Here is a 21,383-nt window from a genome sequence, read left to right as displayed (position 1 = left end):
TTTCATAAAATACTATTATTAATTCCCAATATTTTTAATAATATACACGCCCTGCTTCTTATTTTCGTGAAAATTGGTGCTATAATCGTACGTCAAAAAACGTACGTTGCTTTGAGCAGCATACTTAGCTGGCAATTCGAATACATGCAGATAAGTTTCTATTTCACCTCTAAAAGATGCTTTATTGGCCACAGTTTTAAAATTCAAAGTCGTGTTTTCAATTGCTAAATCATAGTATGCTGTTCCATAAAATTGGTTGGGAATACCGGGATTCAAATATCCCTCCGTCGTGTAGGTTTCTTTTGCAAAGGCCAGTGTTTTTAATTTTCCCTTTTTGATATATTCCAATTTTTGGTCAGAGAAAAACACATTGTCCGAATTAAAAGGTGTGATGTAAGAATCCGTATACCTAAGCCCGTTCGAGTAAGTTGCGTTTTGCACATCTTTCAGAAAATGTTCATCCTGCCATTTCGGCAAAATTTGTTCTTTATTTATTTTACATTCTATTTTTGAACCTTCTGCATAAATAAATGATGAAGATTTAGGTGTATAAAGCTTTATCCATTTACCATGCTGACGAAAATATACCGCCTCTCTATTGACCAATTCGGTATGGTAACTGAACAATACAACATCAGCTGTATTATAAAATTTACCAAAAAATTCTTCGACCCATACTTTGTTGGAAAGAGCAGTGTCTTTATTTAAAACCTCAGCAAAATGTTCTATACGGGGGCTTTCTGCCGAAAAATCGTAAATACCATCTTCTGTGGTGACATAACAATTTATGGCATCTAAAAACTTCAATTTCGGACTGTTTTCTAGTTCAAACACCTTATTTCCTCCACGATCTATTTTTATAAAATATGGGGATCCAGTTATTAAGAAAAAATTCCTTTCAGGGAAATACCTAATGCCATCGTTACTACGTTGTGTTACTCTATACATCAAAAAATTATCCCATTGCAATTTTTCTTGCAACTCGGCAAACTTTTTATACTTGGCTCTATTCCATAATAAACTTGGTGATAAATTAATAACAGACCAGGTTTGTATAGCTACATAGGCTACTAAAATTATTACTATAGAAATTACCATTTTTTTCATCATTTTATTTTTTTGAAAAGCAAGTTCTTTTGTTCATCAATGCCGGATTAAATTTTATGATATAATTTTCATTTAAAGGCTTACCATTTTTCTTCAAACAGGTTTTGCCGTATTCTATTATGCCAATGTAATCATTGAAGACTCAAACTTTATTTTACGCTTAAATTTAGCTGTAAAATCTCTAGGAAATTAAACGAATTATAATTCGCTGGAGATAACTTGTCATTCGTAGGTATTCGCAGTTTTCTGTGTATATTTTCAGAAGCTTTGATGGCTGTGGTGAACATAGATACAGACAAAAGAATATATAAAATTAAAAACTCAATGGCTGTACCATTGAGTTTTTAATTTACCGGAGCTTTCCCCTTACATGTAACCGGCCCAGTCTCTTTTTCAAAAAATCGAATCTTATCCTTAGTGAATAACGTTTAATAACTTCGACTGATCCAATTGGCTTTATAAAAAAGAGCTGCTAGTCAAATATGTTTTCTATTTCATCAATAATTCCTAGGTATTGTTTTTTTATACGGTGTTGCCTATATAATTTTGTGCCATTCCATTTTTTGCTCCAACTCATGCTACTGAAGGTCCATGCCCGAAGCTTCTCCAATTGATCATTCAATGAAGCTAACGCCGAGTTTAAACTTCTTATAGAACCTACATTAGTACTTAAAGACATCCCTTTCCATGCTGAAACATTCTCGGCAGCAGAGAATGGAATTGGATAAAGTTTAATATGATGATCCTGATGGAATAATTCTCTAGCACTTTTATCGTAACTGAATATAAGATATTTTGTTCGCCCAGGTTTGGTAAAAACAATTTCGTTATCATATATCGAGCTTAAAGCGCCTTGTTCGGGGCCGAAAGCCAAAATATCGCCGTCGGGGGTCAATAAGGGCAGTACTTTATAAGCACGGCTGAAGGCTGTGTAGTTTTTCCCTTCAAAATCGCAGTCAGTCAATGTATATGCCTGCCGGGTGCCCACGCTTTTCTGATCTGTATTTTTCAGCGCAGCACCTATCGTTTTATTATCTTTGATTAGCCCCAGCCCCAACTCACAACTCCTAAGAAATGACACCTCATTCCATAGCTTATAAATGTTTTTTGTGGCCTCGCTTAAGTCCGTGTAGATCTTCTGTATATTACCAAATTCAGAAGTTTCTATGGCCTTTTGGACTTGAGCAGCAGCATTGGCAAAGGCATCTCCGAGTCCCAAAGTTGAAACGTTGACATGGGAAGGATCTTTTCGCTTAAAGTCAACAATGCCAGCATTGTGAGCGATGTAATACATACGACTAAGCGTCTGATAATCCTGTAGCATGACACGTAATCGGATGACCTCTTCACCCTCAATGCCATCGATACTGTTATAATACCCTTGTGCCATCCAGGGGAAAAGCTCAGACCAATGGCTAATCCAGGCACCTAAAGGAACGTATCCCTCGGTACTCACCTCCTGGCCAGCATGTAAAATATCTGGAGATTTTGACATATTCGAGGTCATGAAATGTGCTTTCTTCGCTTTGTTTTTGTTGGAAAAATTCAGCGTATCAATATCATTTGCCCGTATTTTTTGTTGAAGGTCTTTCAATTTTTCTGTATTTGCCGGTTTCTCAGCATTATTGATAAACTCGTCAAAGGAGAGCTTTGGATTTGTTTTTAATATTTTGTTATAAGCTGATGCTTCCGCCATTTCTTTGAGGTCATCCAAATTTGCTATCTTCTCCACCTCCTTTTCAATTTCCTCGTCGACCTCGGGTTTGTGAAATTCGGGTATCGTCGGTGCACCACGACTAATTTCCATTTTGGGAGCCTTCTCAATAACATTCACATCGGAAAGCTCACTGAATGATTTATCATTCACTTTATCTAGCCATTCTTTTACTTGAGCATCGAGGACGGTGCCCCAGGAAAAGCCTTTGCTAACCACATCGACCTTCGCCTTACCATGCGATTGACTTCCATCATAAGTCGCTTGTACAGCGACTGAGGCAAATGCATTTGCATAGGAAAAATCAGCAGAACCACCGTACTGCCAAGACTCGGATTCGCTTTGAGAGGTCATTTTCATGGTTACTCCTCCGAGCGCACCCCAGATCACACCAACGACTAAACCATCGCCAAAGTCATGTGCAAAATCTTCTGAAGCTTCAACCCATATATTGACCAGTTCTTTCAACTGTAACGATTGCGCATCGGTCTCCTTTAATGCTGTTCGTATATCACGTTTTGATTCTGCGGCATACTTGACCACATTATTATAGGCGGTTAATACCGCTCGCGCACCTTCCTGACATGCGCCATTCAGACTGGCAATAAGATCGCTTGCTGTAAGACCCTCAAAATTAACATATTCTATACCCCCAATAGCTATCGCACTATAATGAACGACAACAGACCTACCCGTAGTGGCTGCTGATGCCCCCACATAAGCAGATAACGATGATCTGACCAAACTCATTCCAGAAGCCCCATATGCACCAGAAATGCCAAATGCACCTTGATTCATCCTTTCAGAATACAAATAACTACTTTCACCAGACATATATTTTTCGGACTGCTGCTGTGCAATCATTCTACTGATGGGCGCCCGAATTACACTTGGACTAAATTTCCCACTTTGAGAATAAATAATTGAGCCAATTGTCACCCCATACAAGGGATTACTTGTTTCAGATTTTTCCATGAGACCTTTACAATTAAATATTTAAAGAATAGCTGTTTAAAGAAAATTAAGCGAAATGATACTTCTCGCTGTTTGTTCATTCACATAGTCAATGTAGGCGATATTGGGTTTGGGAATGTCGGCTTGTCTAAAATATCCGCTGGACAGCTGCTCCAGGGCTCGATTAGCTTCTTTTGCCAGATTTTTAATAGAACTAGTCAAGAATGTGCCACTATCTGGCGTCAATGTCCACGACAATAAAAAGAGATAATTCTTATTTAGACCGGCGTAAGTAATCAATTTAGCCAACTGATCCTGCTTCATTTTTTCGAGTGAAACTGTATTTGAGTACGAATCATATACCCTAATATTTGGATCACAAGAACCGATTTCCCCATGAGCTGAATCAATGTTCTTATCTTCATCATAATAGCGAAACCGTCCACTTCGCGCACTGATATGTTCGGGATAATCAAAGACCAGGATAATCTTACCACTACATGCTCCCAGGCTTATTTGTGCTAAATTGACATCGTAATGCCTATTGTTATAGAAATACTTCCGGTATTGGATACTGGCCAAAAACTGATCTATACGATCTTTTATTTCCCGCTCATTGTTACGATTTGTACGGATATGAGAAAATTTTAAGATACAGGTTTCTGACTGGTGGGCATCGATAAACGCGATGGCTTGTTCTAGTATATTAACTAGCGGCTGTCCGTTACATCCAGCATCCCCTGTTCTATGATAGCTTACCAATCTGCCGTGATCATAATCAACACGAATGTCAAAGTAGCGTGCTCCTGCCACCAATTGCCCTAGCATATCCAATGCTTGTGTTTGTACTATTCCTTTATTTAAAACGGCTCCAGCGCCGCAATGATCCGTTTGGGACATCCCTGCATCGTGACTACCGGGCATGATAATCCCATTCAATAACAGCTTAGGATCGAGTCCTTCCATCCAAGTAGCTGTATTTATTGAACTCATCTCCGACTTCCCGTTGATCAAATTTTCCATAACCTTATCGTGTATTCGCTCAGATCAGGTATAATTCAAACGTAATATCCTGCTCATGCCCTTCAAAACTGCCTTTGATATCGTATCCAATGGAATCGGACGGTCTGACCGTCACTCTATATGAGCTCTTACTATGGTTCATAGGATGATTGTAATAGAACTCAATCATTATTTTTCCGCCATCAGTCTGATAAATAACTGTACCTTCAGGGCCAATTGTGCCTCCTGTTCGCGTGGTACAGACCCAGCTTCCGGAAGATTCAATCGTACTTGGAGGATCTGTGGTGAATTTTCCATGTTTTGGTGTGGTAGGTTTTAACGTCAACACCTTACCGGTATTATTATTTACCGTCATTTTTACTTTTCTAGCCATGATGATCTTTTTTTAATTTGTAAGTATTGTCTTTATAAAATTCTCATTGGTCAGTAGAGCGACTTAGGCCCAAGCTATATTGATATCTTCACCAGTAACGGTCACACTATATGCTACCGCTCCTACAGGAATACCTACAACCGAATGCGCCTGATTTTGCGTAAGATTAAAAGCCTTATAGGTACTTTTATTTTTCTGATCCGAAAATTTAAGATTTACCTTCGTTGTCACGGTAGTATTTGATTCTACCAGTGCTGCAGTCATTTGATCTTTTTTCCTTGTGCTGATGTCAATGGTTTTATTGACTGTACCAGCCTGAATTAAATTTGTTGGCATACTATTTTTATTATTAAATTCAGCCTACTCTATGTAGTTTTCGGCATCCCTTTTTGTAACAGTTTTTCTATTTCTCGAATTGAGCTATTCAGATCATGATAAATCTTATTTAAAGCCAATTACAGTGTTTTGTCCGGTATTTTTTACTTTGAACTTTAATTTATAATTTAATGTATATTCAGAGCCTAACTTCCCGTTGACTTTACCTGTTAAATACTGTCCATTCGGTTTATCATTATCTCCATAATAGTGGATTTCATAATAGCCAGTCTGCCCGGCGCCCATTGGATCGAAATCGATCCTTAAAATACCAGGGCCGAACAATCCGGATTCTTGACCTGGTTGTAATGTAACATGTTTCATAATTTTTATTTTATCGGTAAAATTTACTGTCAGAAAATTGCGGGAATAAATACCCGTTATCATTTAATTCACAATTGGAAACTTCTCCTTATTCATAGCAAATTTAGAGCGCAACTATCGGAAAGATGTTCATCAAAACGCATTATTTTTGCATCGAAACGCATTATTTTTTTGTATCTTCATTCAATAAATTATTGATATGAAAGCTCCTATTGTCATCAAGGAATTGAGAGAGCAGCCATTTGAAGAGATTATACGCCAAAATTGCGAAGACGAAATATTAAAGTTTAGAGCCCCCATACTTGGTAAGGGACAAACTGCTCTTATTCCCCTTGTACCCAATGTTACTTTAGCCTATTTATCCGGTTTTCCACTGGAGACCTATAAGATGCAGTACAATCAATATTATAACAATAATATTTTACTGACGATCAGTCTAAAGGGAAATATCGCTCATGAATGGGATTATACAACGACCTCCAAAATAAGTACACAGCAAAGCTTTATGTATAATCCACAGGGGGAAGACTCTTTTTTCATAGCTGAGAAAGGAAAAAAATTCGAACAGGTAACCATCATATTCAACAAAGAGGACTTTTTGAATGTTGTTGACAAATTTTTCGATGTCAATCAGAAGACCGAAAAGAGAAAATGTATTGATGCCGTCTTTTCCAAAACTGTTAAGGGGGTTATCTTTGACATTTCTAAGACCATAACTGTCATTATCAAACAAATATTGGAATGTAGGCTCAAAGGCAATTTTAGACGGGTATTTATGGAATGTAAATTATATGAGATAATGGCACATTACCTAAATGCTATTTCATCAATTAAGCATCAAGAATTGAAATTTAGTGCATTAGATATTCAAAAACTACAGGAAGTAAGAAAGCTGTTGCAAAACCTAGATCAGATATTACAACTTTCTATTAACGATCTATGCAAAACAATTGGTTTGAACCGTTTCAAATTGACAACAGGATTTCAGGCGATTTATAATATTTCTGTTATTAAATTTTACCATCAATCAGTTTTGACTAAAGCCTTTGAGGAATTGCAGAAGAATAATATTGATTCGATCAGCACAATTGCGTTAAAATATGGATATGGTAGCACACAAGCTTTCTCAACTGCCTTTCAAAAGCAATTTGGCATGCGCCCTAGTCAGCTAAAATAAACTACATTCAAGATTTATGCGAATTATCAATGGGTTCACCCACTATAAGAACATCCAGCAAAAAAGAACGTTTTTAGTAATTATACTATTAACTATTTTTTATAATACAAGCTCTGCGCAAAAAGATACGCAGCTTAAGGATGCATTATCGATCATGACAAAAGCATCGATTTCTGGAGACGTTGAAGGTATTTTAAGTCAAACATCTCCACGATTAATTGAAAGCATGGGCGGGATGGATCAAGCCACAAAACTGACAAAAGATGTCTATTCTGCTCTTACACATTATGGGATTACAATTGATTCTGTTATCAATTACGTTGATATGGATGTCTTAAAAATTGATAGGATAGCATATTGCTTTATTCCTCAAGTATTGGTAATGTCGATGCCTGAAAAAGACAAAATGGCTATCACTTCAGCTAACTTATTAGCGTTAAAAGAAGACGAATCAAAAAGATGGACTTTCTTAAACTTCAATAAAATGGATCAGGAAAAAATCAATTTGCTTCTTCCTGAATTTAATGGGAAGGTTACTCTTCCGCAGGGTCTAGAGAAAAAAACATTAGTCGTGCAGAAAGAAGAAGTAACTCAAACTGTTAGTCATCTCATGAAACTTATAGATGAATCTGTCAAAAAACATGACTAGTTTTAAACCAATTGATTCAGAATGCTTACTAGTCATTTATTGAAATTCATAGGAGGGAATTACATTTTATAGTATTGTGATCAGAATACTATAAATCCTAAAATTGCCCGCGGTCTGTGCAATCAAAATAAAAGTTTTTGACCTTTCCAGCCTGTATTGCGAAGAAACTGCTCCCAAGTAAGGCTTTGAGGATGTACCTGTCTACTCCATTCCAGGTCACGTTCCTTACCGTAATACCCATACTCAATAGCGTAACTGGCCATCCCCAAAATCTCTCTCACCAGACCATCATTTGCCCCAAATTCTGGAAAGTGCTTAAGCATGTCCTCCTTTGTATATGCCGAGGCATACTCCGCTTTTTTACCTGTAACTTTTTTGAAAGTTTCCACTATTTCCCCAGGGGAGATCATATCACCTACGACTGGAAGGGCCTTACCTGAATATTCAACAGGATTGGAAAATATTTCCAGAACTGCTGCTCCGGTAGCTGTAAGCGGATCAACAAATGGTGCCTGAAAATCTTTGGGTAAATAAATCGGGAACACAAGGCTATCTCCTTTTACTTGGGGCGTATAAAATTCAAGCAGATTTGTATAAAAGAAAGCCATGTAAATAAACGAGCTTGTCAGGGGCAGCGTTCGGATATATTCTTCGACCCTGGCCTTGTCGGTAAAATGAGGGGCGAACAATTTTCCGTCTGATATTTTATCCACGTTTTCCAAACTGCTGAAAATGAGATGCTGTACACCAGCTTCCACAGCAGCATCCGCCAACTCTTTACCCAATTCAAATTCGTGGGTAGCTGGTGGGGCAATGTTTGGCGTCATCAAGAAAACACCATAAGAACCCCTAAATGCTTCTACAAAAGCCTTTTTATAACCAAGATCAAGAGGCAGATTCACTAGTTCAACTCCCTGCTCTGCCAGCTTAATCGCTTCTGCTGAATTGACCCTGCGGGTAATGCCTCGTACCTGATAAAGTCCACTTTCCACAAGTGAACGAGCGGCGCTCAAACCTTGTTTACCTAGAACACCAACGACGGTGATTATTGGTCGATCATCGTGCTCCAAAGCGTCTTGTCTTTTTAATTTTGATATCATTGTTCGTAATTTTAATTGACTATAATTTTTATAGTTGCAAAACTAATTTTAGCAAAGTAGATTTGCAATAACTATCAAAATAGATAGCTGCAAAAAAAACAAAATGAAAATTGAATGTACCAGTGATTATGTAAAACTGAATGAGAAGAGCTACCCTTGTACGGTGAGTTTGACAATGGATTTAGTGGGTGGAAAATGGAAAGCGGTTATTCTGTATCATTTAAAGGATGAGGCCAAAAGGTATAGTGAACTTCGTAAAGAAATGCCATCCGTTACAGAAATGACATTGAGCCTGCAGTTGAAACAACTGGAAAAAGATGGGTTAGTGTCCAGGGAAGTATATGGAGAAAAACCTCCTATAAAAGTCATTTATAAATTAACCGATTTTGGTCAATCATTTGTTCCGGTTTTGGAGGCTATTACAGAGTGGGGTAATAAAGTTGTCAGTGAAAAAGGCGAGTTTGTGCAGACAAAAATATAGCATCCTGTTTCTGTAGGATGATCTTGTCTAAGCTCATTACTATTTTCTTTTAGGATTGTAGGCAGCCTCACAGACAGGAGGTTGGTTTTGAAAAGCAAAAATCAAAAACAACTTCATCATGGAAATATTCATCAGGAGCTGACAGTTTAATTTTTATTGACTTAAAAATGTTTCTGTCCGAATATTTCGTTTATGCATTTTTCCCCAATCCGAAAGTGCTATAATAACGCTTTTAAGGGTTCTGCTGTAATCTGTGGAAATATACTCTACGACCACTGGTATTTGATCAGCATGTACAACTCTTTTGACAAAACCGTTTAATTCAAGGTCTTTCAGTTCATTTGAAAGCACTCGCGCCGAGATGCCCTTAATATTTCTTTGAAGCTCATTAAATCTGATATTCCCGTTTTCCTGCAGAACAATAATAATCTTTAATTTCCATTTTCCGCCGATAACATAAATTGCATCCTCAACAGAGGAAAGATTTTCGGAACATTTTGTAGCTGTGATGGGCTCCTCTAAATGAATTGTATTTTCCATGGGGTTCGACATTAAACTAACCTAAAGGTTACTACTAACCTTTTGATTACTACTAACTTTTGATAAGCTAATATACATAATTTTGTTAAAGAAATTTTAACAAAGAAAAATGAAAAACATACTTCACATTATTTCAAGTCCAAGAGCGGAGGTATCTGCAAGTAGAAAATTAGGAATTGCTGTTATTCAAAAAATTCAGGAAAAGTATTCCGATAGCATTGTAAAGGAACGCGATCTTACAAAAAGTAAAGTTCCACTTTTAGAGGAGGTGCATATAAATACATTTTTTACACCAGCTGAAAATCATTCTGAAGAACAACAATCAATCAGCAAATATTCGGAAGGCTTAATTTCGGAATTAAAGGAAGCGGATATTATTGTCATTGATTCTCCAATGTACAATTTTTCAGTTCCCGCAACCCTGAGAGCCTATTTCGATTTTACTTCAAGGGCAGGATATACCTTCAAATATGATGAAAATGGGCCAAAGGGCTTGTTAAATGACAAGAAGCTTTACATTGCTTTTACCTCTGGAAATATCTATTCGGAAGGCCCTTACCAAATATACGATTCCAATATTCCTTACATAAAAAATATCTTTAGCTTTTACGGTGTTTCTGACATCAGTGTTTTCCGCGCAGAAGGTCTTTCAATTCCCGGAATAATGGAGACATCACTCGAAAGAGCAATCAATAACATTACCATTGATTAATATAAGATCTGATCAGAAATTAATCCTTGTCATTCAAATTTTGACAAGGATTTTTTATCTGGCAGAGGAATCAGCTATTAACAAGAAAATCGCAAATGTATTAAATACAAAATGCTAGGGTGGGGAGCAATGAATTAACTAAGTTATTTTACTCACTCCTCGGATCGGGTTTTAAAGGCATCTTCGCACAGCGGATAACTTCAATGGATGGACATCCATATTCGACAATGACCTTGCCCTCGACCAGATAGATGCCTGCTCCTCTTAGGGGATATTTTACAAGCGTTTGTGGGAAATGTACGGTGTCAAAGAAATGCCCTTCAGCGTCCAGGAAGGTTCCGAATTTCATCTGGTCGCCACGCTTGGTCTTCACAAATTTCTCACAGACAAAATCGCCAACAATGCGCACAATTTCACCTTCATGAAGATGAAGTTCCCTGGATGGCATATCTCCACGGTAATCGCTTTTGGCAAGGTCAAAGAGTGACCCCGTCACACAAAAACCAATCAGCTCCATCTCATCGTAATAGTCCTCCAGGATATCTTCTTCCAAAGCAGGAAGAATTGGTTTGCAGCTCTCGGTCTCAAACAGTGCCATACCTACCACAGCGGGCTTGTGTCTACTCATCAACAGGTGAGCCTCCCACAGCGACTCCTTCTTCCCTATCCCCGTAAACCGCAAAGCACCGACACGGATCAAAATAACGACCTGCTCAAGTCCCGCGTGAGTCCTTTTGACAAAGTCTTGCAAACTCCGATAGATACCATCGCGCTCGCGCTCGGAGATAATCCTATGGGCTAATTTTCCCTCCAGATTCTGCAGACAGTCAAAACCGAGATAGATATCCTTTCCCTGGATCGAGGTATTGAAAACCGACCGATTGACACAGGGCAGGCAAATGGTACCACCGGATACGCGCGCTTCATTGACATAGACCTTACGATTGTAAAAACCACCATAATTGTTGAGTACAGCAACCATAAACTCCAAGGGGTAATAGGTCTTGAGAAACAGGCTCTGGTAACTCTCTACTGCATAGGATGCCGAGTGTGCCTTGTTAAACGAGTATCCGGCAAAGCTTTCCATCTGACGCCAGATCTCCTGGCTGATTTTTTCATCATAGCCTTTGGTTTTGCAGTTGGAAAAGAACTTGTCCTCGATCTCAATCAGATGATCCTTGCTGCGATATTTGCCCGACATCATACGGCGCAGCACATCTGCATCGGCCATATCAAGTCCACCATAGGCATTGGCGATTTTCATTACATCCTCCTGATACACCATAACGCCATAGGTTTCTTCAAGCTGTTCCTTGAATACAGGATGTGGATAGACTACCGTGCTGGGATCGTGATGGCGACGGATGTATTCACCCATCATGCCTGAACTGGCTACACCAGGCCGGATAATGGATGAGGCCGCCACCAAAGTCAGGTAATCATCGCAGCGTAGCTTGGTCAGTAGCTGTCGCATGGCCGGGCTTTCGACGTAGAAGCAGCCAATGGTATTGGCTGATTTGAGCTGTGCGGCAATATTGTCGTCCTCGAAAAAGCGCTTTGGATTGTCAGTGTCAATGACAACGCCCAGGTTCTCCCGAACGATGGTACGGCAATCTTGGATATGGCCGATACCGCGCTGAGAGAGGATATCAAATTTTTCAAAACCGATATCCTCGGCAACATACATATCAAACTGCATGGTGGGTAGTCCTTTGGGTGGATTGTCCATGGCAGAATAACATGTCAGCGGCTCCTCAGAAATCAGTACCCCACTGGCATGAATGGTTCGTTGATTGGGAAAATCGGCCATGCGGTTATACACGCTCAAAATGGTATTGGTCACTTCATTTTTATTGAGCATATGCCCCGGCTCGTGCACCAGTCGGTCGATCTCTGCTTTGGGAAGACCATATACCTTACCGAGTTCACGCAGGATACTACGCGACCGAAATGTACTCATGGCGCCCATCAATGCGGTATGGCCGGCCTGATAACGATTAAAAATATATGCATACATTTCATCCCGCTCATTCCAACTAAAGTCGACATCAAAGTCCGGTGGACTCTTCCGCTTCGGATTGAGGAAACGCTCAAAAGGAAGGTTGAGGGCTATGGGATCAACATCCGTAATTCCGAGGCAATAGGCCACAGCAGAATTGGCTCCTGACCCACGGCCTACGTAATAAAAACTGCGACTACGCGCATGCCGACAGATATCATCGGTAATAAGGAAATAACTCGAGAAACGCAGGTTTTCAATGATTTTGAGTTCGCGCTGGATCCGATCGGCAGCGATGCCATCCTTCCGGCCATAACGTCTGGCAAAGCCCTCCATGCAGTACTTATGCAATAGCTGCTTATCGTTGTAGCGATTGTCGGTAAAGGTCGCTTTATTCTTGACACTTGTAAAATCAAAACTGAAGGAACATTGTCCTAGTATACGGTTGGTATTGGCCAGCAGTTGTGGTAACTCGGAAAATAGTTGCATCAGCTTGATCTTAGCAACAAAGACTTCATCTTCGGCGGCGACCTGCTCTCTTTCCAATTGGGATATCAGCAGATTGTTGTCAATAGCTCGCAGTTGCCGATGCAGGGTATAATCAGCTTTGCGGAAACTAACGGGAGCCAGGATCACACAGCGGTCAAGCAGCTTCCGCTCCAGCAGTTTCGCGCGGGTAAGCTCACTCGGGCGGATACCTATGTATTCAAAGTCCCGCAATTGAAATGTCTTGATCCGGCTAAAGGGATAGATTACAAAGACCTGTTCAAACTCAGGTGCACGCTCGGCTGTGGTGCGGTTTTCCATATTGAGCTTGGTCCGGTACTCGTTGATCTCACGGAATCCCTGTTCATTCTTGGCGATAGCGACGAAACAAAGCTGATCGCCATCACGGAATTCCATGCCAGCAAGGAGATTGAGCCCAGCTTCACGCCCCATTTTAATAAAATCCAGCGATCCTGAACTGTTGTTAATATCTGTCAGCACGGCAGTATCATAGCCACCTGCCCGCATCCCCGAAATAAGATCCAGTAAACTCAGTGTACCAAAGCGTAGGCTAAAATAACTATGTAGATTTAAGAGCATGCTCCCCTCCTTTCTCTGGTAGTGGTGCACAGATACCTTTCATCAGAAATTCGGTACCATAACGTTTCCGGATCTTATCCATGGCCTGCATCAGGTTGACCTCTTCGGCACTATCGTCAAAGAGGTCGGTCTGATAGGAACCGTAGATCAGTCCGGAGAACTTGATCCCGATAAGGCGTATCAGCATCCTGCGGCTATACAGTTTCTTAAAAAGGGAGAGCACAACTTCCGTTAACTTTCGATCGGAGTTGGTGTAACCGACCTGCAACTGCTGGGTATGGGTATCGAAATTGCTATAACGGATTTTGAGGGTGACACAACTCGTCAACTTCTGATCTTTCCGCAGATCGAAGGCCAGTGTATCGATCATGCTGATCAGGGTGCAGCGGAGTACATCCATATCGATGGTATCCTGCTGAAAGGTGTTTTCCTTGGACATCGACTTTTGTTCACGAAAAGGTACGACCAATGAATCGTCCAGACCATTGGCTTTACGCCAGATGTTAATCCCATTCTCGCCGAGGACTTTCTGCATCGTGAATACTTCCATCTGCTGTAAGGTTCCGATCTTGGAGATCCCCATATTACGCAGCAGGGTAAAAGATTTCTCCCCGACCATGGGGATCTTGCGGATGGACAGCGGAGCTAGGAATCCTTTTTCCGTACCGCCTTGAACTTGTTTTTCGCCACAGGGCTTGGCTGTCCCGGTAGCGATCTTCGAAACGGTCTTGTTGACGGATAGTCCAAAGCTGATCGGCAATCCTGTTTCTTTGATAATCCGCTGGCGAAGCTCTTGTGTCCATTTCCAACAGCCAAAAAAGCGGTCCATTCCCGAGACATCAAGGTAATGCTCGTCTATACTTGCTTTTTCAACAATGGGTGTCTCCTCTTCGATGATCTGCGTCACAATACTGGAATACTGACTATATATATCATGATCCCCCCGCACCACAATAGCTTCGGGACACATACGTAGGGCTAACCGCATCGGCATAGCGGAATGTACGCCAAACTTACGGGCCTCATAGGAACAGGACGCAACTACCCCGCGGTCACTACTCCCCCCTATGAGCACAGGTACTCCGATAAGCTTGCTATTCTGCAAACGCTCGACAGATACAAAGAATGTATCTAGATCACAATGTACTATACTCCTTTCCATGTTTTTCTATTCGCTATCCAGCCGTTCCGCACGACTTTTATTTTCGGCAGTTTCCGTATTCAAAATTACTAATATTATTAGCAATTTTGAATACGGAAGATTGATTTAATTTTATCATATTCAGGATCAACCAGATAATTTGTAGACTATATTGATTTAAATAAGCTTGTACGGTTGGTTTTTACGAAAAAAATAATTGGTATCGTAATTTAAGATCATCTATCTCTTAAATTCTTACTAAATTGTAAGAGTATACAGACTTCACCACAGTTTTAACTAAATTTACACGATAGAGAAAATGCTTGTTAGCACTTTTATAACCTATTTACGCTTAAAAACAATCCTTTCTAATGCAACATTTGCATAGCATAAGAAATTTGTTTTAGACTGTGCATATTCATCTTTACGGGTGCTTGAACAAGAAAAACACGAACCACTATTACAATAATGAAAGAATAGTAATGAAAGTAAAATACGAGAAAAGCAAAATCAGGATCGCAGGTTTATCTTTCCCTCGATACAGTGATCCTATCGAGAAGGAGGAGTTGCGAATTTCTACAACCGGAGCCTCTGTTGTGCTTCTTTTACTCCTAATTTCCTTCGTATTGGGCGGTGCTATTGCATTGATCGGAATTGTTTATATTATAAATTGTCTGTGGCATTTATCTAAACCTTACTCAAAACTTGAACATATCAAAATAGTCAGAGACTATCATACGGCAATTATTTTTTTGATCTTTTCTATCGTATGTGTTGTATCTTTTAGTCTTACCTATTTCATGCTGACAAATTATACAGGTTAATTTTGGTTCTCTTCTACCGCATTGATTTCTGCCTGTTATTGATCCAATAGAGAAAGTTTTCGAAACATAGTAATACAATAAGATTTCACCCGATCGATAAATTCAAATTGAGAAGGTATCAATCAATTTTCAAATTAAAGAAAATAGTAATATGTTTTGTAAGAATTACAGATTTATTTTATTCTCCCTAGTTTTTTTAGCTACAACGTTTGTTTCGTGTAATAATAGAAATCGTGGCGAATGGCGGGTGTCAGATGTTAGTAAAGATACGTTCTTAAATGCTGAGACCAATATAAGTGATGCTATTACGATGATCTTCAAAATCCAAGGTCATATAGATGACTCGATAAAGGTACAGGGGGTAGCAATCGCTGATGCTTAAAGGAAAAATTAAGGATCATCATGTATTTAAAAATTCAGGATGGATAAGTTTCCAGCTTCACAATAAACAAGACATAGGCTATGCATGTTACCTCTTGAATATGGCTTACGATCGTGTTAAACAAAAGTAGAATTTTGTATATCACCTAAAGTAATTGAAATAGGTTATAAAGTAGGGACAACAACCCTCCAATCGTAAAAAAAATCCAATATTTTCTTAATGGACTATAACTGTCTTGGGAGGAATATTTAAGCATTATTCCCAAGAAAACTAGGCAGATCGCTGCGATATAACTTAACATAATTTATTATTAATTTGAACAAAAACTAATCTAATATTCAAAGGTATTCACATTTCTGGTCTTGAAAACTAGATAGTCGTCCAATGCCTGATTTTCTTCATTTAGGATCAATGTATAATAGCCCACATTTGATTCTTTTGACAATAAATTCAAGCTAACCTCGATGACATGGTGCTTACTGCGCATAACATTATATAAAAATTTTATCGAATCCCTTTCCAGTTGGACATCACTAGCCGATATAGCTATTTCTTTAAATAAGCAAGAATTCTCTTCTAGTTCGATACAGCTGTAAAATGAATCGATCGCCCTCTTAAAATAACACTCCAATATTGGACTATATACATTTTTTATCATAGAAACTTGTTTATTAAGGGCATTGCATCTTCTGTGCTAATGGCCCGTCTTTACGAACAAGACTTGACCAGCCCGGACATGATCCCTCGGTAAGCTTTGCAATCAATCTGGATGAAACAAATATCTTAGCGACTGTTTCATCACCAAATTCCCAATTCACTTCAACAATTGTACTAGCATTAAATGGTTCCAGATTTTCTCCGACAAATGCTATCGGGTTTAAAAATGGGAGATTCTCTTGGCTATCCCATTCGGGTTCAACCGGAGTTGGAGCACTATTGTACAACCATACATCAGCAATTATTTTTTCACCCTCTTTCCATAAGTATGCATAACAGACTTTATCATCATCTTCGATAAATACTGAGAATTCTGGGTTGTCGTTCGAAACATATTTTGCTAAACTAGCCATATTACCTCCTAATTAGAATAAGTATGTATTGAGATAACGATAGAGCTTTTCGTTCATTGACAATATCTTAGCAAAGATTAGTCAAATGGATGAAGTGATGATTGCTCTTCCATCTAAAGATAATAAAGTTATTTAGATCCTTTCGGAGAAAGGATTGGTCAAATTGTAATTAATTTTGAATTGATTTTCTCGAAATTTTTTTTTAATCTGAGTTTGGTCGCACTAGCCAACATGAGAGTGCTGTCGGGTCTATCGTATCTATTTGAAGATAGAAAGTCAATAAAATAGGCCTCCTATCCTATCTATCAAGATATTTTAAAGAATTTCCAGAAATTATACCGATATAATGTAGTTCACTAGATCAATATACAATAATCCTATTGTAAACTTTCCAATAGGAAAGCTTCAAGAATGAGACAATCCTGAAATGGTAACAGGTAGGATTCGGTTTAAATTGTTACAGAGATGACAAATACGTTTTTAAGGATAAATTGCTATCTTAGAAATAGTATAAAAAGCTAATCAAGAACCTATACAAGTAAGCGTCTATAGCGAGCAAAAACAAAACTAGATCAACAAACTTATTATGATTTATGGCTCAAATGAACCTATCAATTGAAGTATTAAATTATGGACTCCAACTATCCATGGAATTTGGAAAAAATTGGTTAAAACCTATAAATGAAAGGCTGGAAATTAAATTTCCTAATCTAAATAAGCAACAACAGGAAGAATGCAATCTGATCTGCAAGAGGGTACATCAAATTGCACATAACTACGTGGCCGAGAATCCCATTCGCTCCGATTCAGGAGTTGAATTTGTAGCATTCAACCAATTCAAACAGTTTATACTCACAAAATATAACTGGCTTTCGACTGCAAATTTACAGCGTCTTTATAGTCAAAGTTGTTATTACGCCAGTAAATAAAAATTTAATCCATAGCGTTACCCGGTTATCCTGCAATCTGAAAGAACGAGGAGGCAATAATCAGGTGGATTCACCTTTTTTTCGTTTATTTTTAAAATACTCTTTATCTGCGATATAAATAGTTTTTCGAATTTCACAAAATAGAATCGATTGATCTTTATTCGTAAGCTTAGTTACTTTTATTATTTCTATTTCCTTGTCGCTTTCTACCCCAGCAATTATCTCCTCTAGCTCTTCTTTTGTATACTGGAAATAAGCATATAAATCTTCATTTCCAGGACGTTTAAAATAAATTTCGGCCGCCTTATCCCAAACTACATATTTGTTACCCAATAAATTAATAAGTTGTACCATAGGAATAGGGTCAACTGCAGAAAACATGCTGCCACCAAAAATTGTTCCCATATAATTTCTGTTTTTATAACTGATGGGAAGCCTAATACGGATATCATATAGATCATCCGATACATATTCTATTCGGCCCGTACTACGTCTGTACATCGGTGAGAGGTTAAATCCCCATTTAAAAGTCTTCGCAACTCCTAGATATTTCGAACCTATTCTTGAGATTGTTTGATAAAATGACATAAGATTTCTCGATTAATCCACCATGAATCTATGAATTTTCTTCAACATTTCACATCACGATTACGACCTTAGTTTTGCAATTAAACTCCATATATGAATTAATTTGCATCCAGAAGGGACGATCACATACACAGGTGATGAAAATTCTTACTTTTACATCATCTTTTAATCCACTGAAAATGTTTATATTAGCAACAGTAGAATCATTAGCTTAATACCGAAATAAACCAATTGTTAAGAAAATGGAACTTAAATTGCCTTACATCGACCCTGCAGATTTTGCAGCTACATTGACCAACAACTACAGCTTTGGGAATAATGGTGCATGGAACTCAATAAACCTTATGTTTCCAGAAAATGTTGGAGAGGGTGCCCTACAGTTGTATATCCGCAACGATATCCATTATTTTAGAGGGAAATGGAAATTTAAGGAAGAATCTATGTTTATCTCAAAGGATCAAGTGGGTAAAAAAGGATTAATAGATTTTCGCGTCAACAAAAGTGGCCAAATACATTCCGCTTCAATTGAAGGCGATAAAAGATTTGAATGGGAAATCACTGAAGTGGATGGTTTCCGTTTTTTTATTCCTGAAAAATACCTCAATCTCCATAATGGCCGATTTCCAGATCATTTTGAAAAGTACTGTTACAATAATAACATCATCAACCTACAGAAGCAAATATTAACGTTGAGTCCGGACGATATTCCCAGCGCAATGTTGTTAGAGAGCAAAATGCTGGAATTCATTTATTACTGGATCGATTATCTGCGTACTGAAGAAATAGATCTCCACTTTGATGATATATCCAATCGGCATCTTTCAGCGGTAAATAATGCTCATGAGATTGTACAGAATCATATCAACAAAACGCTCTCTATCAAACTTCTTAGTAGAAAAGTCGGGTTAAACGAATATGATCTTAAAAAAAATTTCAAGAAAATATATGGTTTACCGATTCATCAATACCATATCAAACTACGTCTTGAACAGGCCCGTGAACTTATTAGAACCACTGACCTACCTATTGCAACAATCAGCCAAATAATAGGTTATAGTAATAGAGGGCATTTCTCTAGCTTGTATCAACGTTTTTTCGGCACCTCCCCATTACAAGATAGGCTAAATTCAGCGCATTAAAATACTCCCATTTCGTATCAAAGCATTTCCGTTTCGATACAATACAATTTACTATGTTAACATAACTTTATAACACATTAGGAGACTCCTTTTAGGGTACTTGAAACTAACCAGTTATAAATGTATGTTTAATCTATCTTTAATTCTTGAAGATTCTGCAAGACGCTATGCAAACCATATTGCTATCTCCGATGGTAAAATAGAAATGAGTTACACGCAATTGAATCAACAGGTAAACCGTCTAGCCAATGCATTAAAAAGTATCGGAGTAACCACTGGCGACAAAATCGCGATGTCTGTACCAAATATCATCGATTTTCCAGTGATCTATTATGCTGTGCTTAAACTGGGCGCCATTGTTGTCCCACTAAATATTTTATTGAAAAAGGATGAGATCCTATATCACTTGGATGACAGTAATGCAAAGGTATATTTCTGTTACTCCAACGAAGAAACTTTACCTATAGCCGATCAATGTTTTTATGCGTTCAGCAAGGCATCTCAATGCATACATTTCATTACACTAGATCAAAATATCCAATTTGTTGACGAACGGATCATATATTATAATAATTTTATAGAAAGCCATTCCAACGAGTTTACGAGTGCACAGACTGGAGCAGATGACACGGCTGTTTTAGTCTATACATCCGGGACGACTGGCCTCCCAAAAGGTGCAGAACTTACTCATTTCAATCTGTTCTGCAATGCTCAGCTCGTTGCGGATCTCTTTGAAACAAGTAATCGCGACGTACAATTACTGGTCTTGCCCCTATTTCACATCTTTGGAATGACAACACTGATGAATACCGGGATCTATAGGGGCGCAAAACACGTACTGGTGCCTCGATTTGATCCGCAGACTATTATGGAAATCATTGTGCAACAAAACATCACAGTTTTTGCTGGTGTTCCTACTATGTACTGGGCGCTACTCAACTTCCATCATCAACAGCTTAGGGACGAAGACATCAGCAACAGTTTAAGACTCTGCGTCTCTGGAGGGGCATCCCTAGCGGTCAAAGTATTACAAGATTTTCAGGATCGGTTCAATGTTCAAGTGATTGAAGGGTATGGAATGAGTGAAGGCTCTCCTGTCGTCACTTTTAATGATATCCGTTTAGGCTGCAAGCCAGGATCTATTGGACTCCCGGTATGGGGCGTAGATGTGAAAATTATAGATCAGGATGGCAATACCCTACCGAACTATGAGACAGGGGAACTGGTTTTCAGGGGACATAATGTTATGAAAGGTTATTATAATAAACATACCGCAACAGAAGAAGCCATTGAGAATGGTTGGATGCATTCGGGTGATGTAGCTTATCGTGATGACGAAGGTCTCTACTTTATCGTGGATCGGACAAAAGATATGATCATTCGTGGAGGTATGAATGTCTACTCTAGGGAGGTAGAAGAAATTATGATGAAACATCCAGCAATTTCTCTAGTTGCTGTTATAGGTATCCCCGATGAAAAACTTGGGGAGGAAATAAAAGCAGTTGTAGTTCTAAAAGAGCAGGAGGAAATCTCCGAAGATGAGCTGATGCGTTGGACAAAAGATCGTTTGGCGAAATATAAATATCCCCGTGTGATCCACTTTGCCAATGCATTGCCTATATCCGCAACTGGTAAAATTCTCAAAAAAGAACTGCGGGCTGCCGACAATGAAAAATTAAATAAATAACTGACTAAA

General features: G+C 38.7%; 22 protein-coding genes. 9 read left to right on the top strand and 13 right to left on the bottom strand.

Annotated elements, in window-relative coordinates:
• Positions 1-18 precede the first annotated feature (18 nt).
• The 6 genes from M2408_RS09140 to M2408_RS09115 all read right to left on the bottom strand — a co-directional run bounded on the left by M2408_RS09140 (position 19) and on the right by M2408_RS09115 (position 5,870).
• Positions 19-1,098, bottom strand: a complete 1,080-nt coding sequence (locus M2408_RS09140) for a hypothetical protein (RefSeq protein WP_259181054.1) — start codon at positions 1,096-1,098, stop codon at positions 19-21.
• A gap of 481 nt (positions 1,099-1,579) precedes the next feature.
• Positions 1,580-3,796, bottom strand: a complete 2,217-nt coding sequence (locus M2408_RS09135) for a hypothetical protein (RefSeq protein ID WP_259181052.1) — start codon at positions 3,794-3,796, stop codon at positions 1,580-1,582.
• Positions 3,797-3,832: 36 nt separating this feature from the next.
• Positions 3,833-4,798, bottom strand: a complete 966-nt coding sequence (locus M2408_RS09130; protein ID WP_259181050.1) for a hypothetical protein — start codon at positions 4,796-4,798, stop codon at positions 3,833-3,835.
• 19 nt (positions 4,799-4,817) lie between these two features.
• Positions 4,818-5,171 carry a hypothetical protein gene (locus M2408_RS09125; protein ID WP_259181049.1) on the bottom strand — a complete coding sequence of 118 codons (354 nt, stop codon included), beginning with the start codon at positions 5,169-5,171 and terminating at the stop codon, positions 4,818-4,820.
• A 63-nt stretch (positions 5,172-5,234) separates the two neighbouring features.
• A complete protein-coding gene (locus M2408_RS09120; protein WP_259181048.1) occupies positions 5,235-5,507 on the bottom strand; it encodes a hypothetical protein in 273 nt (90 codons plus the stop codon).
• A gap of 105 nt (positions 5,508-5,612) precedes the next feature.
• Entirely contained in the window at positions 5,613-5,870 is a 258-nt protein-coding gene (locus M2408_RS09115; RefSeq protein ID WP_259181047.1) for a hypothetical protein, read from the bottom strand.
• A gap of 199 nt (positions 5,871-6,069) precedes the next feature.
• On the opposite strand from M2408_RS09115, the gene M2408_RS09110 reads away from it, so the two are divergent.
• Both M2408_RS09110 and M2408_RS09105 read left to right on the top strand, forming a co-directional pair.
• The gene (locus M2408_RS09110) at positions 6,070-7,047 is read left to right on the top strand and encodes a helix-turn-helix transcriptional regulator (protein WP_259181045.1); all 978 of its coding nucleotides are present in this window, start codon (positions 6,070-6,072) and stop codon (positions 7,045-7,047) included.
• A 16-nt stretch (positions 7,048-7,063) separates the two neighbouring features.
• Entirely contained in the window at positions 7,064-7,696 is a 633-nt protein-coding gene (locus M2408_RS09105; RefSeq protein ID WP_259181043.1) for a hypothetical protein, read from the top strand.
• A 122-nt stretch (positions 7,697-7,818) separates the two neighbouring features.
• Here the strand turns inward: M2408_RS09105 and M2408_RS09100 are convergent, their stop codons facing one another.
• Entirely contained in the window at positions 7,819-8,766 is a 948-nt protein-coding gene (locus M2408_RS09100; RefSeq protein WP_259181042.1) for an NmrA/HSCARG family protein, read from the bottom strand.
• 133 nt (positions 8,767-8,899) lie between these two features.
• On the opposite strand from M2408_RS09100, the gene M2408_RS09095 reads away from it, so the two are divergent.
• Positions 8,900-9,277, top strand: coding sequence for a helix-turn-helix domain-containing protein (locus M2408_RS09095; RefSeq protein ID WP_259181040.1), 378 nt, complete (start codon positions 8,900-8,902; stop codon positions 9,275-9,277).
• Between the two features lie 153 nt (positions 9,278-9,430).
• Here the strand turns inward: M2408_RS09095 and M2408_RS09090 are convergent, their stop codons facing one another.
• A complete protein-coding gene (locus tag M2408_RS09090) occupies positions 9,431-9,817 on the bottom strand; it encodes a helix-turn-helix domain-containing protein (protein ID WP_259181039.1) in 387 nt (128 codons plus the stop codon).
• 109 nt (positions 9,818-9,926) lie between these two features.
• On the opposite strand from M2408_RS09090, the gene M2408_RS09085 reads away from it, so the two are divergent.
• Positions 9,927-10,529 carry an FMN-dependent NADH-azoreductase gene (locus tag M2408_RS09085; protein ID WP_259181037.1) on the top strand — a complete coding sequence of 201 codons (603 nt, stop codon included), beginning with the start codon at positions 9,927-9,929 and terminating at the stop codon, positions 10,527-10,529.
• A 148-nt stretch (positions 10,530-10,677) separates the two neighbouring features.
• On the opposite strand, the gene M2408_RS09080 is transcribed toward M2408_RS09085, so the two are convergent.
• Both M2408_RS09080 and dinB read right to left on the bottom strand, forming a co-directional pair.
• On the bottom strand, positions 10,678-13,614 hold the full coding sequence (locus M2408_RS09080) for a DNA polymerase III subunit alpha (protein ID WP_259181035.1): 2,937 nt from the start codon (positions 13,612-13,614) through the stop codon (positions 10,678-10,680).
• Positions 13,595-14,776, bottom strand: coding sequence for a DNA polymerase IV (gene dinB, locus M2408_RS09075; RefSeq protein WP_259181032.1), 1,182 nt, complete (start codon positions 14,774-14,776; stop codon positions 13,595-13,597). Before dinB ends, M2408_RS09080 begins: the two co-directional genes overlap by 20 nt.
• Before the next feature lie 461 nt (positions 14,777-15,237).
• Between dinB and M2408_RS09070 the strand changes: the two genes are divergently transcribed.
• Both M2408_RS09070 and M2408_RS26340 read left to right on the top strand, forming a co-directional pair.
• Complete coding sequence (locus M2408_RS09070) at positions 15,238-15,579, top strand: hypothetical protein (RefSeq protein WP_259181030.1); 342 nt, start codon at positions 15,238-15,240, stop codon at positions 15,577-15,579.
• Between the two features lie 374 nt (positions 15,580-15,953).
• Positions 15,954-16,091 (top strand): luciferase family protein, encoded by a 138-nt coding sequence (locus M2408_RS26340; protein WP_409049484.1) that lies wholly within the window; start codon positions 15,954-15,956, stop codon positions 16,089-16,091.
• Positions 16,092-16,292: 201 nt separating this feature from the next.
• On the opposite strand, the gene M2408_RS09065 is transcribed toward M2408_RS26340, so the two are convergent.
• Together M2408_RS09065 and M2408_RS09060 are read right to left on the bottom strand one after the other, a co-directional pair.
• On the bottom strand, positions 16,293-16,619 hold the full coding sequence (locus tag M2408_RS09065) for a hypothetical protein (protein ID WP_259181028.1): 327 nt from the start codon (positions 16,617-16,619) through the stop codon (positions 16,293-16,295).
• A gap of 13 nt (positions 16,620-16,632) precedes the next feature.
• Positions 16,633-17,031, bottom strand: coding sequence for a hypothetical protein (locus M2408_RS09060; RefSeq protein WP_259181027.1), 399 nt, complete (start codon positions 17,029-17,031; stop codon positions 16,633-16,635).
• Positions 17,032-17,624: 593 nt separating this feature from the next.
• Between M2408_RS09060 and M2408_RS09055 the strand changes: the two genes are divergently transcribed.
• A complete protein-coding gene (locus tag M2408_RS09055; protein WP_259181025.1) occupies positions 17,625-17,960 on the top strand; it encodes a hypothetical protein in 336 nt (111 codons plus the stop codon).
• 60 nt (positions 17,961-18,020) lie between these two features.
• On the opposite strand, the gene M2408_RS09050 is transcribed toward M2408_RS09055, so the two are convergent.
• Positions 18,021-18,548 (bottom strand): DUF4442 domain-containing protein, encoded by a 528-nt coding sequence (locus tag M2408_RS09050; RefSeq protein ID WP_259181023.1) that lies wholly within the window; start codon positions 18,546-18,548, stop codon positions 18,021-18,023.
• 242 nt (positions 18,549-18,790) lie between these two features.
• On the opposite strand from M2408_RS09050, the gene M2408_RS09045 reads away from it, so the two are divergent.
• The gene (locus M2408_RS09045) at positions 18,791-19,687 is read left to right on the top strand and encodes a helix-turn-helix transcriptional regulator (protein ID WP_259181022.1); all 897 of its coding nucleotides are present in this window, start codon (positions 18,791-18,793) and stop codon (positions 19,685-19,687) included.
• A gap of 124 nt (positions 19,688-19,811) precedes the next feature.
• Complete coding sequence (locus tag M2408_RS09040; protein ID WP_259181021.1) at positions 19,812-21,374, top strand: long-chain fatty acid--CoA ligase; 1,563 nt, start codon at positions 19,812-19,814, stop codon at positions 21,372-21,374.
• The last annotated feature ends 9 nt before the right edge of the window (positions 21,375-21,383 follow it).

Source organism: Sphingobacterium sp. BIGb0165 (genome assembly GCF_024810095.1).
Taxonomy (GTDB): Bacteria; Bacteroidota; Bacteroidia; order Sphingobacteriales; family Sphingobacteriaceae; genus Sphingobacterium; species Sphingobacterium detergens.
This window is presented reverse-complemented; position numbering and strand designations above follow the sequence as displayed.

Bases quoted from the DNA above. Each gene is read 5' to 3' on its own strand.
- M2408_RS09140 (WP_259181054.1), bottom strand. From the start codon at position 1,098: ATGGTAATTTCTATAGTAATAATTTTAGTAGCCTATGTAGCTATACAA.
- M2408_RS09135 (WP_259181052.1), bottom strand. From the start codon at position 3,796: ATGGAAAAATCTGAAACAAGTAATCCCTTGTATGGGGTGACAATTGGC.
- M2408_RS09130 (WP_259181050.1), bottom strand. From the start codon at position 4,798: ATGGAAAATTTGATCAACGGGAAGTCGGAGATGAGTTCAATAAATACA.
- M2408_RS09125 (WP_259181049.1), bottom strand. From the start codon at position 5,171: ATGGCTAGAAAAGTAAAAATGACGGTAAATAATAATACCGGTAAGGTG.
- M2408_RS09120 (WP_259181048.1), bottom strand. From the start codon at position 5,507: ATGCCAACAAATTTAATTCAGGCTGGTACAGTCAATAAAACCATTGAC.
- M2408_RS09115 (WP_259181047.1), bottom strand. From the start codon at position 5,870: ATGAAACATGTTACATTACAACCAGGTCAAGAATCCGGATTGTTCGGC.
- M2408_RS09110 (WP_259181045.1), top strand. From the start codon at position 6,070: ATGAAAGCTCCTATTGTCATCAAGGAATTGAGAGAGCAGCCATTTGAA.
- M2408_RS09105 (WP_259181043.1), top strand. From the start codon at position 7,064: ATGCGAATTATCAATGGGTTCACCCACTATAAGAACATCCAGCAAAAA.
- M2408_RS09095 (WP_259181040.1), top strand. From the start codon at position 8,900: ATGAAAATTGAATGTACCAGTGATTATGTAAAACTGAATGAGAAGAGC.
- M2408_RS09090 (WP_259181039.1), bottom strand. From the start codon at position 9,817: ATGGAAAATACAATTCATTTAGAGGAGCCCATCACAGCTACAAAATGT.
- M2408_RS09085 (WP_259181037.1), top strand. From the start codon at position 9,927: ATGAAAAACATACTTCACATTATTTCAAGTCCAAGAGCGGAGGTATCT.
- M2408_RS09080 (WP_259181035.1), bottom strand. From the start codon at position 13,614: ATGCTCTTAAATCTACATAGTTATTTTAGCCTACGCTTTGGTACACTG.
- dinB (WP_259181032.1), bottom strand. From the start codon at position 14,776: ATGGAAAGGAGTATAGTACATTGTGATCTAGATACATTCTTTGTATCT.
- M2408_RS09070 (WP_259181030.1), top strand. From the start codon at position 15,238: ATGAAAGTAAAATACGAGAAAAGCAAAATCAGGATCGCAGGTTTATCT.
- M2408_RS26340 (WP_409049484.1), top strand. From the start codon at position 15,954: ATGCTTAAAGGAAAAATTAAGGATCATCATGTATTTAAAAATTCAGGA.
- M2408_RS09065 (WP_259181028.1), bottom strand. From the start codon at position 16,619: ATGATAAAAAATGTATATAGTCCAATATTGGAGTGTTATTTTAAGAGG.
- M2408_RS09060 (WP_259181027.1), bottom strand. From the start codon at position 17,031: ATGGCTAGTTTAGCAAAATATGTTTCGAACGACAACCCAGAATTCTCA.
- M2408_RS09055 (WP_259181025.1), top strand. From the start codon at position 17,625: ATGGCTCAAATGAACCTATCAATTGAAGTATTAAATTATGGACTCCAA.
- M2408_RS09050 (WP_259181023.1), bottom strand. From the start codon at position 18,548: ATGTCATTTTATCAAACAATCTCAAGAATAGGTTCGAAATATCTAGGA.
- M2408_RS09045 (WP_259181022.1), top strand. From the start codon at position 18,791: ATGGAACTTAAATTGCCTTACATCGACCCTGCAGATTTTGCAGCTACA.
- M2408_RS09040 (WP_259181021.1), top strand. From the start codon at position 19,812: ATGTTTAATCTATCTTTAATTCTTGAAGATTCTGCAAGACGCTATGCA.